At 63.1% G+C, this 20,078-nt stretch carries 19 protein-coding genes; 11 read left to right on the top strand and 8 right to left on the bottom strand.

Translation table 11 applies throughout. The annotated features are described in order from the left end of the window. Positions 1–65: 65 nt before the first annotated feature. The 3 genes from rpsD to RBB16_RS15730 all read right to left on the bottom strand — a co-directional run bounded on the left by rpsD (position 66) and on the right by RBB16_RS15730 (position 2,951). Positions 66–686, bottom strand: a complete 621-nt coding sequence (gene rpsD, locus RBB16_RS15720; RefSeq protein ID WP_071688899.1) for a 30S ribosomal protein S4 — start codon at positions 684–686, stop codon at positions 66–68. Positions 687–834: 148 nt separating this feature from the next. Next, on the bottom strand, positions 835–1,905 hold the full coding sequence (locus RBB16_RS15725; RefSeq protein ID WP_306047066.1) for a Hint domain-containing protein: 1,071 nt from the start codon (positions 1,903–1,905) through the stop codon (positions 835–837). Between the two features lie 116 nt (positions 1,906–2,021). Further along, positions 2,022–2,951, bottom strand: a complete 930-nt coding sequence (locus tag RBB16_RS15730; protein WP_306047067.1) for a lipid A-modifier LpxR family protein — start codon at positions 2,949–2,951, stop codon at positions 2,022–2,024. Positions 2,952–3,148: 197 nt separating this feature from the next. On the opposite strand from RBB16_RS15730, the gene RBB16_RS15735 reads away from it, so the two are divergent. Beyond that, positions 3,149–3,898 carry a hypothetical protein gene (locus RBB16_RS15735; protein ID WP_306047068.1) on the top strand — a complete coding sequence of 250 codons (750 nt, stop codon included), beginning with the start codon at positions 3,149–3,151 and terminating at the stop codon, positions 3,896–3,898. Next, a complete protein-coding gene (locus tag RBB16_RS15740; RefSeq protein ID WP_306047069.1) occupies positions 3,898–4,716 on the top strand; it encodes a M15 family metallopeptidase in 819 nt (272 codons plus the stop codon). Before RBB16_RS15735 ends, RBB16_RS15740 begins: the two co-directional genes overlap by 1 nt. A gap of 15 nt (positions 4,717–4,731) precedes the next feature. On the opposite strand, the gene RBB16_RS15745 is transcribed toward RBB16_RS15740, so the two are convergent. Continuing rightward, positions 4,732–7,005: an adenosylcobalamin-dependent ribonucleoside-diphosphate reductase gene (locus tag RBB16_RS15745; protein WP_306047070.1), complete on the bottom strand. Its 2,274-nt coding sequence runs from the start codon at positions 7,003–7,005 to the stop codon at positions 4,732–4,734. 114 nt (positions 7,006–7,119) lie between these two features. Here RBB16_RS15745 and RBB16_RS15750 point away from each other — a divergent pair, with 114 nt between their 5' ends. Further along, on the top strand, positions 7,120–7,554 hold the full coding sequence (locus tag RBB16_RS15750) for a DUF1489 domain-containing protein (RefSeq protein ID WP_306047071.1): 435 nt from the start codon (positions 7,120–7,122) through the stop codon (positions 7,552–7,554). Positions 7,555–7,648: 94 nt separating this feature from the next. Here the strand turns inward: RBB16_RS15750 and hisG are convergent, their stop codons facing one another. The 3 genes from hisG to hisS are packed head-to-tail and all read right to left on the bottom strand — an operon-like array spanning position 7,649 to position 10,916. Next, positions 7,649–8,338: an ATP phosphoribosyltransferase gene (gene hisG, locus RBB16_RS15755; RefSeq protein WP_306047072.1), complete on the bottom strand. Its 690-nt coding sequence runs from the start codon at positions 8,336–8,338 to the stop codon at positions 7,649–7,651. Continuing rightward, positions 8,335–9,441 carry an ATP phosphoribosyltransferase regulatory subunit gene (locus RBB16_RS15760; RefSeq protein WP_306047073.1) on the bottom strand — a complete coding sequence of 369 codons (1,107 nt, stop codon included), beginning with the start codon at positions 9,439–9,441 and terminating at the stop codon, positions 8,335–8,337. The genes hisG and RBB16_RS15760 overlap by 4 nt, the downstream gene beginning before the upstream one ends. Then, the gene (gene hisS, locus RBB16_RS15765; RefSeq protein WP_306047074.1) at positions 9,438–10,916 is read right to left on the bottom strand and encodes a histidine--tRNA ligase; all 1,479 of its coding nucleotides are present in this window, start codon (positions 10,914–10,916) and stop codon (positions 9,438–9,440) included. The genes RBB16_RS15760 and hisS overlap by 4 nt, the downstream gene beginning before the upstream one ends. A gap of 107 nt (positions 10,917–11,023) precedes the next feature. Here hisS and RBB16_RS15770 point away from each other — a divergent pair, with 107 nt between their 5' ends. From RBB16_RS15770 to RBB16_RS15805, 8 genes are all read left to right on the top strand, one after another. Then, on the top strand, positions 11,024–11,227 hold the full coding sequence (locus tag RBB16_RS15770) for a SlyX family protein (protein WP_127558310.1): 204 nt from the start codon (positions 11,024–11,026) through the stop codon (positions 11,225–11,227). 144 nt (positions 11,228–11,371) lie between these two features. Further along, positions 11,372–12,403 (top strand): LacI family DNA-binding transcriptional regulator, encoded by a 1,032-nt coding sequence (locus tag RBB16_RS15775; protein ID WP_306047075.1) that lies wholly within the window; start codon positions 11,372–11,374, stop codon positions 12,401–12,403. Positions 12,404–12,496: 93 nt separating this feature from the next. Continuing rightward, positions 12,497–13,807: a sugar ABC transporter substrate-binding protein gene (locus RBB16_RS15780; protein ID WP_306047076.1), complete on the top strand. Its 1,311-nt coding sequence runs from the start codon at positions 12,497–12,499 to the stop codon at positions 13,805–13,807. 151 nt (positions 13,808–13,958) lie between these two features. Next, positions 13,959–14,825: a sugar ABC transporter permease gene (locus tag RBB16_RS15785; RefSeq protein ID WP_306047077.1), complete on the top strand. Its 867-nt coding sequence runs from the start codon at positions 13,959–13,961 to the stop codon at positions 14,823–14,825. A gap of 13 nt (positions 14,826–14,838) precedes the next feature. Then, on the top strand, positions 14,839–15,669 hold the full coding sequence (locus RBB16_RS15790; RefSeq protein WP_306047078.1) for a carbohydrate ABC transporter permease: 831 nt from the start codon (positions 14,839–14,841) through the stop codon (positions 15,667–15,669). Between the two features lie 12 nt (positions 15,670–15,681). Next, positions 15,682–16,686 (top strand): ABC transporter ATP-binding protein, encoded by a 1,005-nt coding sequence (locus RBB16_RS15795; protein WP_306047079.1) that lies wholly within the window; start codon positions 15,682–15,684, stop codon positions 16,684–16,686. Next, positions 16,683–17,456, top strand: a complete 774-nt coding sequence (locus RBB16_RS15800) for an L-iditol 2-dehydrogenase (RefSeq protein WP_306047080.1) — start codon at positions 16,683–16,685, stop codon at positions 17,454–17,456. Before RBB16_RS15795 ends, RBB16_RS15800 begins: the two co-directional genes overlap by 4 nt. A gap of 12 nt (positions 17,457–17,468) precedes the next feature. Then, a complete protein-coding gene (locus RBB16_RS15805; protein WP_306047081.1) occupies positions 17,469–18,962 on the top strand; it encodes a mannitol dehydrogenase family protein in 1,494 nt (497 codons plus the stop codon). Here the strand turns inward: RBB16_RS15805 and RBB16_RS15810 are convergent. Next, positions 18,959–19,954, bottom strand: coding sequence for a fatty acid desaturase (locus RBB16_RS15810; RefSeq protein WP_306047082.1), 996 nt, complete (start codon positions 19,952–19,954; stop codon positions 18,959–18,961). The genes RBB16_RS15805 and RBB16_RS15810 overlap by 4 nt on opposite strands. Positions 19,955–20,078: the final 124 nt, after the last annotated feature.

The following is a 20,078-nucleotide window of genomic DNA, read 5'->3' on the forward strand; positions in this document are numbered from 1 at the left end:
GGCAGAACGCAAAAAGGGCCGCACCGGATTTCGGCGCGGCCCCCTCTGTTCGACGCGTCAGACGCTTAGTTCTGAGCGTAGTATTCGATGACCAGGTTCGGTTCCATCATCACCGGGTAGGGCACGTCGCCCAGGCCCGGAGTGCGGACGAAGGTGGCCTTCATCTTGGAATGGTCGGCGTCGATATAGTCGGGCACATCACGCTCGGCCAGCTGGACGGCTTCCAGCAGAACGGCGAGCTGCTTGGACTTGTCGCGCACTTCCACGACGTCGCCCTCTTTAACACGGTAGGAGGGGATGTTGACGCGCTTGCCGTTCACGGTCACGTGGCCGTGGTTCACGAACTGGCGGGCGGCGAAGACGGTCGGCACGAACTTGGCGCGGTAGACGATGGCATCCAGACGGCTTTCCAGCAGGCCGATCAGGTTTTCACCGGTGTCGCCCTTGCGGCGCTCGGCCTCGGTGAAGATGCGGCGGAACTGCTTCTCGGTCAGGTCGCCATAGTAGCCTTTCAGCTTCTGCTTTGCGCGCAGCTGCAGACCGAAGTCCGACAGTTTGCCCTTGCGGCGCTGGCCGTGCTGGCCGGGGCCGTATTCGCGGCGGTTGACCGGGGATTTCGGACGACCCCAGATGTTTTCGCCCATCCGGCGGTCGATCTTGTACTTGGCAGAGGTGCGTTTGGTCACCGTCTGATCTCCTTCTTGACGTGTCGAAGGGCGTTGTCCTTTGGCCGAGGCCCGACAGGCATCCCCTTGCGGGGGCCACCAACACCAATGAAAACCCCGGCAAGCGGGTTGCCGGGATGCGCGCGTTTTACACATGCGGTCTGGGGTGTCAATGCCTGCCGGCGGTCTTTCGATAGCCGTGCATCAGGATGGCGGCCTCGGCCCGGTCCAGCATCCGCCGCGCGGGGGCGCCGTAGTTGAACGGGTCATCCGCCAGATCGGGGAAGAGCGACAGCATGCTGCGCCGCTGGCCGCCTTCCAGGTGGTCGAGCCCCATGAAACCGGGGTGGAAGGTTTCGACCTCCAGCCCATTGGCCCAGATCACCTGATGGCGTTCCAGCATCAGATGCACATACCAGGTTTCGCGCATGGAATGGTCAACGGTCACCAGCCGGTCACTGACCAGATCGCGGGCAGAGACCAGAACCTCCGGCTCGCCCCACAGGTCGCGGGCGACGGCACCCTTCACGATGACGCGGTGTTCGGGGGAAACCACGAGATCGGCGTCGGGCCGGTAGACGCCAAGCGCGCCCTCGCGGATGCGGATGGGTCTCTGGTCGGGCATCGCAAAGAGACGTGCCCCCGACATGCGCCGCTGACCGGTCCAGACGACCTCTTGCGGGCCGTCATCGCGGGTGAGCAGCCGGTCGCCGGGGCCGAGATCCTCGATGGCGATGTCGCCCTGTTCGGTCCGAAGGCGGGTGCCGGGGGTGAAACAGATGACCGAGGCGCTCTCGACCGCTGCCATCGGGCGCGGCTGGTTCACGCGGATGATGGTGAGATCGCGGTTCACCGGCGGAATGGCCTCGGGGAAGATCAGGATGGGCAGACGTCCCTTGCCCGCCGCAACTGGCACCACGGTGTAAAAACGCGGACCGTCGGCAACCATGAACGCGTCGCCAAAGAGCGGGTCCGCATCGAGGGCGGCATCCTGTTTGGGGGTGGGCGCGGGGTGATGCAGCAATTTACGCACCACCCGCGCGGCCCGTGCACGGAGCTCGGCGTGATCCTGGCTGACTCCCAGAAGCAGCGCGGCGCCATCGCCCTCCAGAGGAAGAGCGCGTCCCTGCCAGCGCCAGGACATTCCTTCGGCCAGTTCGTTGTTATTCTCTGCCGGTACGCCGTCGATCAGGGTTTGCGACCATGCGATCATGGTCAGGCCCCGATAGCCCGTGCTCATGGTATTCTGCCTGTGTTTATTGGTACATTCTGCCCTGTGGGACGAATCTAGCAGAGGCGAATCACCTTGGGAAGGGGGTGATTCGCCTGCGATTCGAAAAAAATCGAATCGGGGCGTCAGAATTCCAGAGCGATGGTGACGGACCCGATGGTCTGGCCCTCGCTCTGGCCCACGAATTCCTCCGACAGATAGGTCAGCCCGTAGAAGATATTGGAGTGACCGAATGCGTAATTCACCCCGGCGCGTAGGCGATAGCGGGTGTCCTCGGGCGTATAGCCCCGGTCCGACGGCAGGTAGCGGGAGCTCTCGACCCACGCATAGTCACCGCCAAGCAGCAGGGATAGCCCGTGATCGTCTTCGCTGTCGATGGCGCTGATCCGGTGGCCGGTGGTCACATCGCGCAGGCTCAGCCCGCCCTGACCGTAGTTGCCAAATGTCAGGTCGAACCCGACGCGCGCCATGGTTTCAACCCCGGCTTGCAGTTCCAGGAAGGGGCGCACGTGGCCCGATCCGAAAGAAAACTCGCGCCCGATTTCGGCGGTGCCATGCAGGTAGACCCCGTTATCGACCTGAAAGCTTTCGACCCGGCTGGATTGCAGGCTGAATGCCTCGTGCACCACCTCTTGGAGGTGACGGATGCCCGTCTGTTCGCCCATTGCAACGATATCCGCGCCAAGCGCCACATCGAACCCGCTCCATGAAAAATGCGTATGCGCGCCGACCGACAGCACACCGGCGTAAAGCCTGTCGCCGGGGGCGGGGTTGCTGATGCTGGCCGGTGTGATCACCTCGCCGCGAAAGCGGTATTCCATGATTTCGCCCATGCGCAGGGGCAGATACCCGTCCCAGGACGGACCGCGCACAGTGCTGATGCCATAGGCCCCGGATCGCCAGCGGTCGCGGCCATCGCCAATCAGGTCGTTGGTGAAAAGGCGCGCCTGGCCGAGCGTTTCACGCCCTTCAAAGATTCCCTGAGCCGATGCCAAGGAACTGGAAAGACCAAGTGCACACAGGATGGCTCCTGCTCGGCGAACTGCCTGCCACATATCACTGCCTCATGTCCGTTACCGGTTTTTCCCCGGTCTATGCGGGAATTGCGGCGAGATTATCACAGCATCGGGGACAGGGCTAGGCGTTGTGGCCCGCCCGGTTTGATCCTGCTCAAGGCGCGCCTGCGCCGGCTCGGCCAGAGTTGTGGCCAAGGCCAAAACGGACGTGCCACAGCGCAGAGGAGACACCGCCCATGAGACTGATCCTGACTGCCATCGCAGTGATTGTTGCCTTTGCAGGCCACCCGCAGGCCCAGGCACAGCAATTGCTGGAAAGCTATACGGCGCTGCTCAGCTGGAATGACCACTATAATTCCAACGGTCAGCGGCTGACGGAGCCTTGGCAGATCATCCGTCAGGACCGTGCCAATTATCACCGCTACGGCGAGGCCGACCCGCAGGACCAATGGGACAGTTTCTTCAGCGATTTCACCAACCGGGCGCGGGCGGAGCAGATGTTGGCAAGCGGCTATGTCTCGCCTGCGGCGCGCACTGCCATCGTGAACGGCCCGGTTCTGGTGCAGGTCGAAATCTGGGGGCAGGGTGCGACGGGCGCCCATATTCGGGTCGATGTCGCGGGTGGCGGTTCGATGCAGGGGCAACCGGCCCCGCAGCCGGGGGGTCTGTCGGTGATCGAAAGCTATACCGCCTTCCTCAGCTGGAACGATCATTACAATTCGAATGGCCAGCGCCTGACGGAACCGTGGCAGATCATCCGCCAGGACCGTGCCAATTACCACCGCTACGGCGAGGCCGATCCGGGCGACCAATGGGACAGTTTCTTCAGCAGTTTCACCAACCGCGCACGAGCCGAGCAGATGCTGGCCGCCGGGTCGATCTCTCCTGCGGCGCGCAATGCCATCGTGAATGGCGAGGTTATGATACGGGTCGAGATCCTGGGCCATGGCAACACTGGCACCGCGATCCGGGTTGACGTGTTCTGATGTGGCGCCTCTGTCTGGCCCTTTGCCTTGCGGCCTCAACGGCGGCTGCCGATTGTACACCGGTGAATTGGCTGACCCTGCCGCTGCGCAGGGCGGGCGATCCGGTGGAAACCGCGCTTGAAACCGCTTATCCGGGGCTCGACCTCGACCGGGCAGCGGGGACCGTCACCTTTGCCAGCGGCACGGTGCTGCCCTTTGCGCCGGCGCGGCAGGTGGACCCGGCGGCACGGCTGATCAATGCAACGCTTGGCGATCAGTTTGTCTATGTCTACCCGCTGGACTTCTCGCTGACCGACCGGCGCAGCGCGTTCCATGATCCCGGCCGGCTGCGCAACGACGATTTCTTTCGCGCGCTTTATGCCGAGACGCAGGCGGAGGTGCGCGCCACGCTGACCCGGGTCAGCTATGACGGGCCGGGCGGCGCGACCCGCTTCAACGTCACGCAAGACCATTGTGTCCATGTCCAGCTGGACACCGCTCTGACCGAGATCGAGGCGCTTGGCCCCGACTATGCAATCTATTTCGAAAATTCCGGCGGCAGCTTCAACTGGCGGGTGATTGCGGGTACGGACCGGCTTTCGGTGCACAGCTTCGGCATTGCCGTCGATCTGAACACCGAACTTGGCGGCTATTGGAGATGGTCGGGTGCAGCGCAGGGGCAGGCGACCGAATACAACAATCGCATCCCCGCCGAGATCGTGCAGGCCTTCGAACGCTACGGATTCATCTGGGGCGGCAAGTGGCACCATTACGACGGGATGCATTTCGAATACCGCCCCGAACTGATCCTGCATGCCCGATTGATGGGGCAGGGCTGAGCCCCGCCCGACCGGTCAGGCGCATTTCGAGTGGCCGCAGCTTGGGCAGGTCATGCAGCCCTCGACCATGCGCATCCCGTACTCGCCGCAGGACGGACAGGCCGCGCCTCGCGGGTTGGGGGCGCCGATGGCGGCGACCTTCGCACGCGGGTCGTCCTTGAGCCCCATGCCCTCGCCCTCGATGAAACCGATGGCAATCAGGTGCTTTTCGATCACGCCGCCGATCGCAGCCAGAATGGAGGGCACATATTTGCCCTGCATCCACGCGCCGCCGCGCGGGTCGAACACCGCTTTCAGCTCCTCCACCACGAAGGACACATCGCCGCCGCGCCGGAACACCGCGCTGATCATTCGGGTCAGGGCCACGGTCCAGGCGAAATGCTCCATGTTCTTGGAATTGATGAAGATCTCGAACGGGCGACGGTGGCCCGCGATGACGATATCGTTAATGGTGATATAGATCGCGTGGTTCGAATCCGGCCATTTGAGCTTGTAGGTCTGGCCCTCCAGCTCCTGCGGGCGATCGAGTGGTTCGGCGATGTAGACGACGTCGCCATCGGCGTCGGGCTGTTCCGCAACGGGTTTGTCCTCAGCCTCGCTGACACTCAGCACCGACCCCGTCACATCATTGGGCCGGTAGGTGGTGCAGCCCTTGCAGCCCGTATCCCAGGCCTGCATGTAGACATCCTTGAACGCTTCGAAGCTGATATCCTCGGGGCAGTTGATCGTCTTGGAGATGCTGGAATCCACCCATTTCTGCGCGGCGGCCTGCATCTTGACGTGATCGGCGGGCGGCAGGGTCTGGGCGTTGACGAAATAGTCGGGCAGGGGCGCATCGCCTTTCAGGTCGCGCCACAGTTTGACGGCGTAATCGACGACCTCTTCCTCGGTCCGGCTGCCGTCGCGCTGCAGCACCTTGCGGGTATAGGCATAGGCGAAGACCGGCTCGATCCCGGATGACACGTTGCCAGCATAGAGCGAGATCGTCCCCGTCGGCGCGATGGAGGTCAGCAGCGCGTTGCGGATGCCATATTGCCTTATGTCGTCGCGCAGGGCGTCGTCCATGTTCTGCATGTTGCCCGAGGCAAGGAAAGCGTCGGCGTCGAACAGCGGGAACGCCCCGCGTTCCTTCGCCAGATCGACCGAGGCGCGATAGGCGGCATGGGCGATCTGCCTCATCCACCCTTCCGTTTGCGCGGCGGCCTCGTCCGAGCCATAGCGCAGCCCCAGCATCAGCAGTGCATCGGCCAGCCCCGTCACGCCAAGCCCGATCCGGCGCTTCGCCTGTGCCTCCTGCGCCTGCGCCTCCAGCGGGAATTTGGAGGCATCGACCACGTTATCCATCATCCGCACGGCGGTGGCGACCAGATCGTCCAGCGCGGCAGCGTTCAGTTGGGCTGCCTCCGTGAACGGGTCGCTGACCAGCCGCGCGAGGTTGACGGAGCCAAGCAGGCAGGCGCCGTAAGGCGGCAGGGGCTGCTCGCCACAAGGATTGGTCGCCGCGATGGTCTCGGCGTAACCCAGATTGTTGGCCGCATTGATGCGGTCGATGAAGATCACGCCCGGTTCGGCATAATCATAGGTCGACTGCATGATCCGGTTCCAGAGATCGCGCGCCTGAACCGTGTGATAGACCTTGCCGCCAAAGACCAGCTCCCACGGGCCATCGGCCTTCACCGCCTCCATGAACGGGTCGGTCACCAGCACGCTCATGTTGAACATGCGCAGACGGGCGGGGTCGGATTTGGCGGTGATGAAGGCCTCGATATCCGGGTGATCACAGCGCATCGTCGCCATCATCGCGCCCCGGCGGCTGCCTGCCGACATGATCGTGCGGCACATCGCGTCCCAGACATCCATGAAGCTGAGCGGGCCCGAGGCATCGGCGGCGACCCCATGCACATCGGCGCCCTTGGGGCGAATGGTGGAGAAATCGTAACCGATCCCGCCGCCCTGCTGCATGGTCAGCGCGGCCTCTTTCAGGTTTTCGAAGATGCCCGCCAGGCTGTCGGGAATCGTGCCCATGACGAAACAGTTGAACAGCGTCACATTGCGCCCGGTGCCTGCACCTGCGGTGATGCGGCCTGCGGGCAGGTATTTGAAATCTTCCAGCGCGGCATAGAACCGGTCTTCCCAAGTGGCGGGGTCGGTCTCCACCTCAGCCAGCGCGCGGGCGATTCGGCGCCACGTATCCTCGATGGATTGGTCAATGGGCGTGCCATCGGCCTGTTTGAGCCGGTATTTCATGTCCCAGATGGCTTCGGCAATCGGGGCGGAGAAGCGGCTCATTGGTCATTATCCATATTGGTAGGGGGGACGGACGAAGATACCCACAAGACCTGCCCGGGTCAACTTGGCAGGCATGGGGAACCGCCCTATGTTGCAGATCAGCAAGGGGGACCGATGGCAGCCAAGTTTACGCATCTCTTAAAGCTCAGCGTCGGCACGGAAACGGTCGACGATCTGGCCGCCTGGCAGGCTACGGCGCATGAGCGCTGGCCGGACGGGCAGCCCCGCCACGTGACCCGCATGTGGCCCAAGCGCGAGGCCGAGATCTTGGCAGGCGGGTCGATCTACTGGGTGATCAAAGGGTTCGTTCAGGCGCGGCAAAAGGTGCTGCGGCTGGAAGAGGTCATCGGGCAGGATGGCATCCGCCGCTGTGCCATCGTGTTGGACATGCGGCTCGTCCGGGTCGAGGCAACCCCCAAGCGGGCCTTTCAGGGCTGGCGCTATCTGAAGCCTGAGGATGCCCCGCGGGATCTGTCCGGCGCCCGAGCGCAGGAAGAGGCGCTGCCGCTGGATCTGCAAAACGCCCTTGCAAACCTGGGGGTTCTGTAGCGCCCGACTATTTGGACGTTGTGTAACGAAAAAAGCCGGGCGCTGATGCACCCGGCTCTTGTTGTAAGCGGCAGTGGCCTGTCCCACCCCATCTTCACCCGTGCAGCCGCTCCGTCAGCTCTTCCAGTATCTCTTTGTTCCCATTGGACCAATCTGCGGTTCGCGACTTGAACAGCACCGCCTGACTGCGGTGGATCAGTCCTCCAGGCAGAATTTTCAGGTGATTGGCGCGCAGGGTTTCTCCGGTCGAGGTGATGTCGGCGACGGCCTCGGCTGTCAGGTTCTTGACGGTGCCTTCTGTTGCGCCCTGGCTGTCGACCAGTTGATAGTCCGCCACGCCCGCATCGCGCAGGAACTCCCGCACCAGCCGGTGATATTTGGTGGCGATTCGCAGGCGGTGACCGTGACGACGGCGGAAATCGGCGGCAGCGGCATCAAGATCGTCGAGCGAGTTCACATCGACCCAGAAGGCGGGCACCGCGATGATCAGGTCGGCAAAGCCGAAGCCCATGGGCTGCAATTCGCGCACGACGTCCTGCCAGGCGGGGATGCGTTCGCGCACGAGGTCGCTGCCGGTCACGCCCAGGTGAATGCGGCCGGCCTGCAATTCGCGCGGGATCTCTCCGGCGCTGAGCAGCACAAGGTCCACGTCCGCCCCGTCCACTTGGGCCGCGTATTCCCGGTCCGACCCGCTGCGGCGCATGTCGATGCCCCGGTCGGCGAACCAGTCGAAGGTCTTTTCCATCAGCCGGCCCTTGGAGGGCACACCGAGTTTCAGGGTCATGCCAGACCCTCCCGCAATTGCTGCACCAGTTCGGGGCGGATCACGCCGCCAACGGCGGGGATTTCCTGACCGCGCCCCAGAACGCGGGTCAGCGCATCATAGCGGCCACCGGTGGCCACGGGGGGCAGGTCGGGGCGGCCCTCGGCGACGAAGCCAAAGACAAAGCCATCATAGTATTCCAGCGTCGTGCGGCCAAAGCTCGCCTCGAAGGGCAGGTCCTCGACCGTGATCCCGGCAGCAGCCAGCGCATCCATGCGCCGGGCCATGCGGTCCACGGAAGCGGCCATGCCGGGCAGATCGACGGTGATATCGCGCAGGTGCTGATGCGCGTTCGGCAGGGTTTCCCGCAAGGACAGGATCACATCCAGAACCTCCGCCTCGCTGCGGCTGATCGGGGGCTCTGCGGCATCGGCCTGAAGATGGGCAAGGCGGGCGAGCACGTCTTCGCGGCTGCGCAGGCCAATTTCGGGACCACCCGCATTCACCACCGTTCCGGCCCCGTCCTTGGCGACCCGGTCCAGCAGCGCTTTGCGGGCGGCGTCCATGTCGTCCCGTCCGGTGAACCGGTCCAGCAGGGCGCGGAACCGGCGGGGTCGCCAGATATGACGCATCAGCGCGCCCTTGCGGCGGTCGGTCGTGGTCAGGGTTTCGACGGCGGCTTTCAGAATGCCGATATCGCCCGTTGCGGGGCGCAACCCAAGCGGCGACAACACTTCGTTGAACAGCGAAAACACTTCGGCATCGGCGCGTTCCGGGTCTTCGCGGTCGAAAAGCTCATACCCAACCTGCAGATATTCCGTGGCGCGACCGGAATCGGCCTGCTGCTTCCGAAAGACCTCGCCCAGATAGGTGTAGCGCGCCGGTTCGCCGCCATGTTCCATATGGGTCTGCACCACCGGCACGGTGAAGTCGGGGCGCAGCATCATCTCGCCCCGGTTCGGATCCTGCGTGACATAGGCCCGCGCGCGGATATCCTCGCCATAGAGGTCCAGCAGCGTATCCGCCGGTTGCAGCAGATCGGCGTCGATGGCCATGGCGCCAGACGCCTTGAAAAAGGCGAAGAGCCGCTCAGCCTCGGCCCGGACGGTGATCTTGTCGGTCATTTGCCCCGGTCCAGGATGGCGCGGACTTCCTTGACGAGATCCTCGCGCGGAACCTCCCGCTGTGCGGGCTGCGATTTCCATTCCTCAAGGCTGGCTTCCTGCGCGATCTGTGCGCCAAGGATCAGGTCCTTGATCTGCACCACGCCACGCTCGGCCTCGTCGGACCCCTGGATGATCGCCACCGGGCTTTCGCGTTTGTCCGCGTATTTCAGCTGGTTGCCGAAGTTCTTGGGATTGCCCAGATAGACCTCGGCCCGGATGCCCGCATTGCGCAGCTCCGTCGCCATGCGCTGATATTCCGCCATCCGGTCGCGGTCCATCACGGTCACGACCACGGGCCCCTGCATAGTGCCGCCGATCCGGCCCTTTTCGCGCAGCGCGGCCAGCAGCCGGTCCACCCCGATGGAGACACCCGTCGCAGGCACCGCCTGCCCGGTGAAGCGCTTGACCAGATCATCATAGCGCCCGCCGCCTGCCACCGACCCGAACTGGCGCGGGCGGCCCTTGTCGTCGAGCACCTCGAAGGTCAGCTCCGCCTCGTAGACGGGGCCGGTGTAGTAGCCGAGCCCGCGCACGACCGAAGGGTCGATGACAATGCGGTCGGGGCCGTAGCCCTGCGCATCGAGAAGGGAAGCGATGGTTTCGAGTTCTTCGACGCCTTGGGTGCCGGTTGTGGACTCACCGATTGCGGCACGGAGATTTGCCAGAGTCTCCTCTGCGTTCGCTCCCTTAGATGTCAGGAACGCGATCACTGGTTCGGCTTGTGCGTCGCTCAGCCCCACTCCATCAATGTAGGCGCCAGAGGCATCTAGGCGCCCTTTGCCGAGAAGCTCGCGCACGCCCGCCTCACCCACTTTGTCGAACTTGTCGATTGTGCGCAGCACGGCGTTGCGGTTGTCCTCGTCGTCGCCAATGCCCATGGTTTCCAGAACGCCCGTCAAAACCTTCCGGTTGTTCACCCGCACGATGTAATCCCCGCGCGGGATGCCCACGGCCTCCAGCGTGTCGGCCAGCATCGCGCAGATCTCCGCATCCGCTGCCACTGAAGGCGCGCCCACGGTATCCGCGTCGCACTGGTAGAACTGGCGGAAGCGGCCCGGTCCCGGCTTTTCGTTACGCCAGACCGGCCCCATGGTAAACCGCCGGTAGGGGGCCGGCAGGTCGTTGCGGAACTGGGCGGCGACGCGGGCCAAGGGCGCGGTCATGTCATAGCGCAGCGCCAGCCATTTGCCGTCGTCTTCCTCCTGCCACGCGAACACGCCCGCATTGGGCCGGTCCACGTCTGGCAGGAACTTTCCGAGCGCCTCCACCGTTTCCACGGCGGATGTTTCCAACGGATCGAAGCCGTAGCGATGATAGACCTCGGCGATCCGGTCCAGCATCTCCTTGCGCTCGGTCACCTCCGCGCCGAAATAGTCGCGGAAGCCCTTGGGCGTTTCTGCCTTGGGGCGGGGCTGTTTCTTTTGCTTGGCCATGCTTGCCATCCGTTCGGATCCGGGGTTCACCGGGCGTTTAACTTGGGGGGCGCGTGGGGGCAAGGCGGCGGGCTGGCCTTTCGGGCAAAACCCTGTAGGAAGAACATATGAGTGACACAACCCATCTTGAGGAAACGCTGGCCCACCTGACCCGTCAGGTCGAGGACCTGTCCGACGTCATCGCCCGGCAGGACCGGGAGATCGCGGTTCTGACCCGCCGGGTCGAGATGCTGATGAACCGCGAGGCGGAGCGCGAGCTGGATCAGGGCGGCACGGTGCCGCTGGCCGATCAGAAGCCACCGCACTGGTAGGGTTTTCGGCCCGTTCAACTTGACGGGTCCGGGGCGGGCTGCCTACCTTGAAAGAGCAGATATTTAACGCGCGGTATGTTTGATGCACGTTTTTTGGGTCAGCCGCGTGATGCCCGGCCTGGGTTTGAAGGGAACGACCTGCCAATGAGCGACCGCAAGATCAGGAACATGGAAGAGTTCGCCGCCGTCAGCGGCATCTCGCGGCCTACCGTTTCCAAGTATTTCAACGACCCCGACAGCGTGCGCCAGACCACGCGCGCCCGGATCGAGGCGGCGCTGGAGCAATATGACTACCGCCCCAATGTGTTTGCCATCAACCAGAACCGGCGACTGACCAAGAATCTTGGGATCGTCGTGCCCTATCTGGCCGACCCCTTCTTTGCCGAGATTGCCCGCAATATCGAGAACCTGTGTATCGAGGCGGGGTTTCGCCCGATCCTGCTTAGTTCGCATGGCGAACAATCGCAGGAAATCGACAATCTCGACAGCCTTCGGTCGCTCAAGCCCGCCGGTGTTCTGCTGGCCCCCCTGGGAAGGGCCTCGGACAAATCCGCCATTGAGCGGTTTTGCGAGGACGTGCCCACAGTGCTTTTTGACAGCAATATCGAGGGGATGGGCGAGGCTTTTGTCGGGTCCGACAATGCCAGTTTCGTCAATCAAACGGTCGATTACCTGATGCGCAGCGGCGAACCGCCCTGTTTTCTGGAAATGCGCACCCCGGCAAACCCGAATGCCAACAAACGCCGTATTGCCTATATCGAGGCGATGAAGCGTCACAGGCAGGACCCTGTTGTGGTGGGAATGGAAGGTGACGGGTGGGCCTTTGAAGAGATCGGGCGGCAGGGGACGCATGCGGCGATCGCGGCGGGGGATTTCACCACCAACACCATCCTGTGTTCGAATGACCGGTTGGCCATCGGCGCTCTGTCCGCCTGCTACGAACGGGGGCTGAAGGTCGGGCGCGGGTCCGATTGCGATCTGCGCGTGGCGTCCCATGACGATCATCCGTTTTCACGCTTTACCTGCCCGGCCCTGACCACGGCGGCCCATGACTATACCGCCGTTGCGGGGCGCAGCGTGGAAACCCTGTTGGAACTCATCGAAAGCGGCGGGCGTTTCTCGTCCCGGCAGGAGACCCTGTTTCCCGCGCATCTGGTGGTTCGAGCTTCGGCCTGAATGGTCTAAAATTTACGCGCGTAAAAATTATGTTGACGCGCGTATGATTCTTTCGCATGGTGCGGCGCATTACATCCATCAAGGGAGGACAGGATGTCTTCGAAGACTCTTATTCGCACCACCAGTGCGCTTGCGCTGTGCCTGACTGCATCGGCAGCTCTGGCACAGGACACCACCATCACCATCGCGACCGTGAATAACGGCGACATGATCCGCATGCAGGGTTACACGGACCAGTTCACCGAGGCGACCGGCATCGCGGTCGAGTGGGTGACGCTGGAAGAAAACGTTCTGCGTCAGCGCGTCACCACCGACATCACCACCAATGGTGGGCAGTTCGACATCATGACCATCGGCATGTACGAAACCCCGATCTGGGGCGCCAATGGCTGGCTCGTGCCGCTGGATGGCCTGTCGGAAGACTACAACGTCGATGACATCCTGCCCGCCATGCGCGGCGGTCTGAGCCATGAGGGCACGCTCTATGCAGCGCCCTTCTATGGCGAAAGCTCCATGGTGATGTACCGCACCGACCTGATGGAGGCAGCTGGCCTCGAAATGCCCGACGCACCGACCTGGGAATTCATTCGCGAAGCTGCGGCTGCAATGACCGACCGCGAGAATGACGTCAACGGCATCTGCCTGCGCGGCAAGCCCGGTTGGGGTGAAGGCGGCGCCTTCATCACCGCGATGTCCAACTCCTTCGGCGCCCGCTGGTTCGACATGGACTGGAACGCCCAGTTCGACACGCAGCCCTGGCTCGACACGCTGACCTTCTTCGAAGGCATGATGAGCGAAAGCGGCCCGGCCGGCTATGCCACCAATGGCTTCAACGAAAACCTGTCGCTGTTCCAGCAGGGCCTCTGCGGCATGTGGATCGACGCCACCGTTGCGGCGTCCTTCGTGACCAACCCGGAAGATTCGGAAGTTGCAGACTCCGTCGGTTTTGCCCTTGCCCCCGACAACGGTCTGGGTGTGCGGTCCAACTGGTTGTGGGCCTGGGCCCTTGCCATTCCCGCAGGCACACAGCAGGCGGATGCCGCGCTGCAGTTCATCGAGTGGGCCACCTCTGCCGACTACATCGAGCTGGTCGCCGAGAACGAAGGATGGGCCAACGTCCCGCCGGGTGCACGGACCTCTCTCTACGAGAATCCCGACTACATCTCGGTTCCCTTCGCGCAGATGACGCTGGACTCGATCCTGTCGGCTGATCCGAACAACTCCACCGTTGAACCGAGCCCCTATGTCGGCATCCAGTTCGCGGCCATTCCGGAGTTTGCAGGCATCGCCTCCGAGGTAAGCCAGGAGTTCTCGGCCTTCTATGCCGGTCAACAGACCGTAGAAGAGGCCCTGGCGAACGCTCAGGCGATCACCTCTGAAGCCATGGAAGCTGCGGGCTACTAAGGCCGGTTTCTTCCTCCCGGGGGGCGGCCCTCATCCGCCCCCCACCCAATTCTCTCCTGTCTCGCCGGTGCCTCTGTTGCCCGGCCCCCATTCCCCTTGCCATTCTGCCTTGGACGCGTTGAACGCGCCGACAGAAAGAGAGGATCCCGTCATGGCTACCCAGCATTCCCGCTCCGCCGCGCGCTTCATGATGGCACCAGCGGTCTTTCTGCTTCTCGTCTGGATGCTTGTCCCGTTGTCGATGACGCTCTGGTTCTCCTTCCGGCGCTTCCTCCCGCTTCGTGGCGGCGATCAGGGATTTGTCTGGTTCGAGAACTATTCCCGCTTCATCTCGTCCAGTGCGTTCTGGCCATCGGTTCAGACAACGCTGATCATCGTTGGCGGCATCCTGCTGATCTCGGTCGTCTTCGGCATCCTTCTGGCGCTGCTGCTGGATCAGCCGATGTGGGGGCAAGGCGTCGTGCGCATCCTTGTCATCGCGCCCTTTTTCGTCATGCCGACCGTGTCTGCCCTGGTGTGGAAGAACATGTTCATGGATCCGACGAATGGCCTGTTCGCCCATCTTTGGCGCGCCTTCGGGGCCGATCCGGTGGTGTGGCTCAGCGATGCACCGCTGTTTTCCATCATCCTGATCGTGTCCTGGCAGTGGCTGCCCTTCGCGACGCTGATCCTGCTGACCGCCATCCAGTCGCTCGATAGCGAGCAACTGGAGGCAGCGGAAATGGATGGTGCCGGGCACCTGTCGCGGTTCGGCTACATCATCCTGCCGCATATGAGCCGCGCCATCACCATCGTCATCCTGATCCAGACGATCTTCCTTCTGTCGATCTTCGCGGAAATCTTCGTGACCACGGGCGGTGCCTTCGGCTCGCGGACCCTGACCTACCTGATCTACCAGCGTGTGCTGGAAAGCCAGAATGTGGGTCTCGGCAGTGCCGGTGGCGTTTACGCCATCATCCTCGCCAATATCGTTGCGCTCTTCCTGATGCGCATCGTCGGCAAGAACCTGGACGCCTGAGGAGGACCTGACCATGGCACGTGCCGTTTCCAACCCGCGCAAGGCGCTCAATACCGCAATCGCCTGGGGCATCGGTCTGCTGATCTTCTTCCCGATCCTGTGGACCATCCTGACCAGCTTCAAGACCGAGGCCGAGGCCATCGCGAACCCGCCGGTCTTCCTGGCCTTCGACTGGACGCTGGAAAACTATTCCGTCGTGCAGGAGCGGTCGAACTACATGCGCTTCCTGTGGAACTCTGTCTTCATTGCGGGGGGCTCCACGCTGCTTGGTGTCATCATCGCGGTGCCAGCCGCCTGGTCCATGGCCTTCGTTCCGTCGAAGCGGACCAAGGACATCCTTCTGTGGATGCTGTCGACCAAGATGCTGCCTGCTGTCGGCGTGCTTTACCCCATCTACCTGCTGTGCATTCAACTGGGGGTTCTGGACAACCGCTATGCCCTGGTGGTGATCCTGATGCTGATCAACCTGCCGATCATCGTGTGGATGCTCTACACCTACTTCAAGGAAATCCCCGGCGAGATCCTGGAAGCGGCGCGGATGGACGGTGCGGGGCTGAAAGAGGAAATCCTTTATGTCCTGACGCCCATGGCGGTGCCGGGCATCGCCTCCACCCTGCTGTTGAACTTCATCCTGGCCTGGAACGAAGCCTTCTGGACGCTGAACCTGACCGCCGTCGATGCCGCGCCTCTGACCGCCTTCATCGCCAGCTATTCCAGCCCCGAGGGCCTGTTCTTCGCCAAGCTCAGCGCAGCTTCGACCATGGCCATCGCCCCGATCCTCATCCTTGGCTGGTTCAGCCAGAAACAACTTGTCCGTGGCCTGACCTTCGGCGCCGTCAAATAAGGAACCAAGAACATGGGACGCATTACGCTTGATAAAGTCCGCAAGGCCTTCGGCGAGGTCGAGGTCATCCCGCCGCTGGACCTGACCATCGAAGATGGCGAGTTCGTGGTCTTCGTCGGCCCCTCGGGCTGCGGCAAGTCCACCCTTCTGCGCCTGATCGCCGGGCTGGAGGACGTCACCGCCGGGCAGATCCGCATCGACGGTGAGGACGCCACGATGGTGCCCCCCGCCAAGCGAGGCCTGGCCATGGTGTTCCAATCCTACGCGCTTTACCCGCATATGTCGGTGCGCAAGAACATCGCCTTCCCGATGAAGATGGCGGGCATCCCCCAGGATGAACAGAACCGCCGGATCGAAGCCGCCGCCAAGGCGCTGAACCTCACCGACTATCTCGACCGCAGGCCGGGGCAGCTTTCGGGCGGCCAGCGCCAGCGGGTCGCCATCGGGCGGGCCATCGTGCGCGAACCGGCGGCGTTCCTGTTCGATGAACCGCTGTCGAACCTCGACGCGGCGTTGCGCCACGGGATGCGGCTGGAAATCAGCGAGCTTCACAAGCGGCTGGACACCACCATGATCTACGTCACCCACGATCAGGTCGAAGCAATGACCATGGCCGACAAGATCGTGGTCCTGCAAGGGGGCGTGATCGAACAGGTGGGGTCGCCGATGGAGCTTTATCGCGCGCCGCGCAACATCTTCGTCGCGGGCTTCATAGGCAGCCCCAAGATGAATCTTCTGACCGGTGAGGAGGCCGCCAAACGGGGTGCACACACGGTTGGAATTCGCCCCGAACATGTCTCGATCTCGACCACCGATGGCGCCTGGAAAGGCACTGTCGGCGTGGCTGAGCATCTGGGGTCCGACACGTTCCTGCATGTCCACCGCGAAGGCGCGACCGACCCCATGACCGTGCGCGTGGACGGTGAGTTCAGCGCCCGGCACGGCGACACCGTGTGGCTGACCGCGCAGGAAGACCAGATCCACAAGTTCGACGCTGACGGGCTGCGGATCGCATGAAACGGCTGGCGGGAAAATCGGCCCTGATCACGGGGGGCGCTCGGGGGATCGGCCTTGCCTTCGCCGAAGCCTATGTCGCGGAAGGTGCGCGGGTTGCGATTGCCGATATCGACATCGCGCGCGCCCGCGCCGCGGCGGCCGATCTTGGCGCGGCGGCGATTGCCGTGGAGATGGACGTGACCCGGCAGGACAGCATCGACACGGCCGTAGCGGAAACCGTGGAAAGGCTCGGCCAGATCGACATCCTGATCAACAACGCCGCGATCTTTTCCGCCGCCCCGATCGTCGAGATCACCCGCGAAGACTTCGACCGGGTGTTCAAGATCAATGTCTCCGGTGCGCTTTTCACGATGCAGGCGGTTGCCAAGCACATGATAGAGCGCGGGCAGGGTGGCAAGATCATCAACATGGCCAGCCAGGCGGGCCGCCGGGGCGAAGCCCTCGTCGCGGTCTATTGCGCCTCGAAGGCCGCGGTCATCAGCCTGACCCAGTCGGCGGGGCTGAACCTGATCCGTCACGGGATCAACGTGAACGCCATCGCGCCCGGCGTTGTGGACGGGGAGCACTGGGACGGCGTCGACGCCTTCTTCGCCAAATACGAAAACAAGGCCCCCGGACAGAAGAAGCGCGAGGTCGGCGAAGCCGTTCCCTTCGGCCGCATGGGCACTGCACAGGATCTGACCGGCATGGCCGTTTTTCTGGCCTCGCCCGAGGCCGATTATATCGTCGCCCAGACATACAATGTCGACGGCGGCAACTGGATGAGCTGAGGGAGACCGGCCATGGCCAGCGCCGTGCACAAGACATTCTCGGATCTGCTCTCCCTGTCGAATGCCACTCTGGCGGCTTTGCCCGCAGAGGTGCGGCGCCCTGGCTATGACCGGTCTGGCCTGACCGCCGGCATTGTCCATATCGGCGTGGGCAATTTTCATCGTGCGCATCAAGCCTGGTATCTGAGCCGGCTGATGGAGATGGGGCTGGCGAAGGACTGGGCCATCCTTGGGGCCGGGGTCCGGCCCTATGATGCCGCCATGCGCGACAAGCTGCTGGCGCAGGATTGCCTGACAACCCTGATCGAGCTGGACGCCGATCACCGGGCGGCAGAGGTCATCGGCTCGATGATCGACTATGTGCCGGTTGCCGAAGGTCACGGCCCGTTGATTGCGGCGATGGCCGATCCCGCCATTCGCATCGTTGCGATGACCGTGACGGAGGGGGGGTATTTTCAGTTGGGTGGAGCGCTGGATATCGCTCACCCCGAGATCGTCCATGATGCGGCGAATCCCGACCGGCCCGGCACCGTGTTTGGCGCGATCATCGCGGCGCTGCGGCTGCGGCGGGAAAGGGGGGACGGACCCGTCACGCTGCTGAGCTGTGACAACCTGCAGGGCAATGGCGCGATCCTGCGGGGCGTTGTCATCGGGTTGGCGCGCCTTTCCGACCCTGCGCTGGCCGACTGGATCGAAGACAGCTGTAGTTTCCCCAATTCCATGGTGGATTGCATCGTGCCCGCGACCGGCGAACGCGAGCTGGATTTCGCGCGGGCCTTCGGGGTGAACGACGCCGCGCCCGTCTCGCATGAGGCGTTCCGGCAGTGGGTGATAGAGGATGATTTCTGCGCAGGTCGTCCGCCGCTGGAGAAGGTCGGAGTAACCTTTTCGGCTTCGGTTCACGACTACGAGATGATGAAGCTGCGTCTTCTGAACGCGGGGCATCAGATGGTGGCGAATGCGGGGGCTTTGCTGGGTCTGGAAACGATTGCCGAGGCGACGACGCACCCGGCCGTCGGGGCGTTCCTGCACAAGGTGTTGAGCGAAGAGGTCGCGCCGCATGTCCCCTCGGTGGCAGAGTTCACGCCGGACCAGTACATTACGCTGATCAAGCGGCGCTTTTCCAACCCGTCCATCGTCGACACCACGCGGCGGGTGGCGTTCGACGGCTCCAGCAGGCATCCCGGTTTCGTGCTGCCCTCGCTGCGCGATGCCCTGTTGTCGGACGGCGGGTTTTCCGGGCTTGCCCTGACCGAAGCGCTATGGGCGCGCTATTGTCTGGGAACGACCGAAGCCGGGGAGGCCATCGCCGCAAACGACCCGCAATGGGACCGGCTGACGAAACGCGCCAGAGAGGCCATGAACCGCCCTCAAGCATGGCTGGAGATGTCGGCAATCTATGGCGATCTTTCGCAGGACCCACGATTTGCAGCCGCTTTCGCGGACTGGATGGGCGTCCTTGCCCAAGACGGGGTAGAGGCCGCGATTGCGCTATATGTCGGCTAGCCCGTCATCCGTTGCATCAACCCGCTGAACGCCCGCCGTTCATTCGGGAAGGGAACCAGGCGTCCCTGATCCTCGTCCCACAGCTTCAGGGTGAAACTGCGGATCGCCTCTGGCCAGTTGATCGTCGGCAGGTCGAACTGGTCGCGGATGGCCCTGTGGCATTTGCGCAGCCTGTAGCTGGGGATATTGGCGTTGAAATGGTGGATGTCGTGATAGGCGATATTGCCGGTCGCAAGATCGAACCACCAGCCGAGGTCCAGCGCCGATGACCCCTGCAGCGCCGCCTGATCGTGGCGCAGGTCGGGGCGGCGGTCCCAGTAGGTGTCCTCGAAATTGTGCTGAAGATAGACGAGGAACACGCCCGAACAGGCTGCCACGAAGACGGTGGCCAGATAGACCATCAGCGCAGGCACACCGCCAAGCCAGTAGAGCAGCGCGATCCAGCCGAGCAACAGCGCGTCATGCATCAGCACCCCGGCGGCACCTACCCTCAAAGTGTTCTTGGGCCAGCGATAGCGCAGGGCATAGACGAAGACGCCGCCGATGGGGATCAGGATCAGCGGGTTGCGGTACAGCCGGTAGAACAGGCGCGTTTTCCAGTCGGCCTCGTTCCATTCGCGCAGGGTCATGGTGTGGATCTCGCCCGACCGGCGTTCTTCCAGATCTCCAAGGAATTTGTGGTGTTCGTTGTGATTGTACTGCATCGCCCTGTAGGGGGTCAGCGTGAAGGTCGACAGGCCGTAACCGGCCCAATCGTTCATCCACCGCTTGGAAAACAGCGAACTGTGCCCGCAATCATGTTGCAGCACATAAAGCCTGACACCCGACAGCGCGTTGATGACCACCAGAGGGGCCACCAGATACCAGGCATCGTAGAAATGGACGGCAAGGTAGAGCGTCAGGAAATAGACGGCGAATGTGCCGAAATAACTGGCCGAGGCAAGCGCGTCGCTGCGCTCGCAATAGGCGCGGGTGACTTCTCGTATCGACATTGAACCGGTCTCTTGTTCTGTCTCGCACGAGGTGCCGGTCTGGCCCGGTCCCTCGCATCAGGAAGATGTGGTCGTCGCGTAGCCATTTCAAATTTTGGTGACAGGAATTTAACGGAAAAATCCG

Origin of the sequence: Nioella sp. MMSF_3534 (genome assembly GCF_030732985.1) — a bacterium.
Taxonomy (GTDB): domain Bacteria; phylum Pseudomonadota; class Alphaproteobacteria; order Rhodobacterales; family Rhodobacteraceae; genus Nioella.

Coding starts and splice junctions, on each gene's coding strand:
- RBB16_RS15725 (WP_306047066.1), bottom strand. CDS start 1,905: ATGAGCACGGGCTATCGGGGCCTGACCATGATCGCATGGTCGCAAACC.
- RBB16_RS15730 (WP_306047067.1), bottom strand. CDS start 2,951: ATGTGGCAGGCAGTTCGCCGAGCAGGAGCCATCCTGTGTGCACTTGGT.
- RBB16_RS15735 (WP_306047068.1), top strand. CDS start 3,149: ATGAGACTGATCCTGACTGCCATCGCAGTGATTGTTGCCTTTGCAGGC.
- RBB16_RS15740 (WP_306047069.1), top strand. CDS start 3,898: ATGTGGCGCCTCTGTCTGGCCCTTTGCCTTGCGGCCTCAACGGCGGCT.
- RBB16_RS15745 (WP_306047070.1), bottom strand. CDS start 7,005: ATGAGCCGCTTCTCCGCCCCGATTGCCGAAGCCATCTGGGACATGAAA.
- RBB16_RS15750 (WP_306047071.1), top strand. CDS start 7,120: ATGGCAGCCAAGTTTACGCATCTCTTAAAGCTCAGCGTCGGCACGGAA.
- hisG (WP_306047072.1), bottom strand. CDS start 8,338: ATGACCCTGAAACTCGGTGTGCCCTCCAAGGGCCGGCTGATGGAAAAG.
- RBB16_RS15760 (WP_306047073.1), bottom strand. CDS start 9,441: ATGACCGACAAGATCACCGTCCGGGCCGAGGCTGAGCGGCTCTTCGCC.
- hisS (WP_306047074.1), bottom strand. CDS start 10,916: ATGGCCAAGCAAAAGAAACAGCCCCGCCCCAAGGCAGAAACGCCCAAG.
- RBB16_RS15770 (WP_127558310.1), top strand. CDS start 11,024: ATGAGTGACACAACCCATCTTGAGGAAACGCTGGCCCACCTGACCCGT.
- RBB16_RS15775 (WP_306047075.1), top strand. CDS start 11,372: ATGAGCGACCGCAAGATCAGGAACATGGAAGAGTTCGCCGCCGTCAGC.
- RBB16_RS15780 (WP_306047076.1), top strand. CDS start 12,497: ATGTCTTCGAAGACTCTTATTCGCACCACCAGTGCGCTTGCGCTGTGC.
- RBB16_RS15785 (WP_306047077.1), top strand. CDS start 13,959: ATGGCTACCCAGCATTCCCGCTCCGCCGCGCGCTTCATGATGGCACCA.
- RBB16_RS15790 (WP_306047078.1), top strand. CDS start 14,839: ATGGCACGTGCCGTTTCCAACCCGCGCAAGGCGCTCAATACCGCAATC.
- RBB16_RS15795 (WP_306047079.1), top strand. CDS start 15,682: ATGGGACGCATTACGCTTGATAAAGTCCGCAAGGCCTTCGGCGAGGTC.
- RBB16_RS15800 (WP_306047080.1), top strand. CDS start 16,683: ATGAAACGGCTGGCGGGAAAATCGGCCCTGATCACGGGGGGCGCTCGG.
- RBB16_RS15805 (WP_306047081.1), top strand. CDS start 17,469: ATGGCCAGCGCCGTGCACAAGACATTCTCGGATCTGCTCTCCCTGTCG.
- RBB16_RS15810 (WP_306047082.1), bottom strand. CDS start 19,954: ATGTCGATACGAGAAGTCACCCGCGCCTATTGCGAGCGCAGCGACGCG.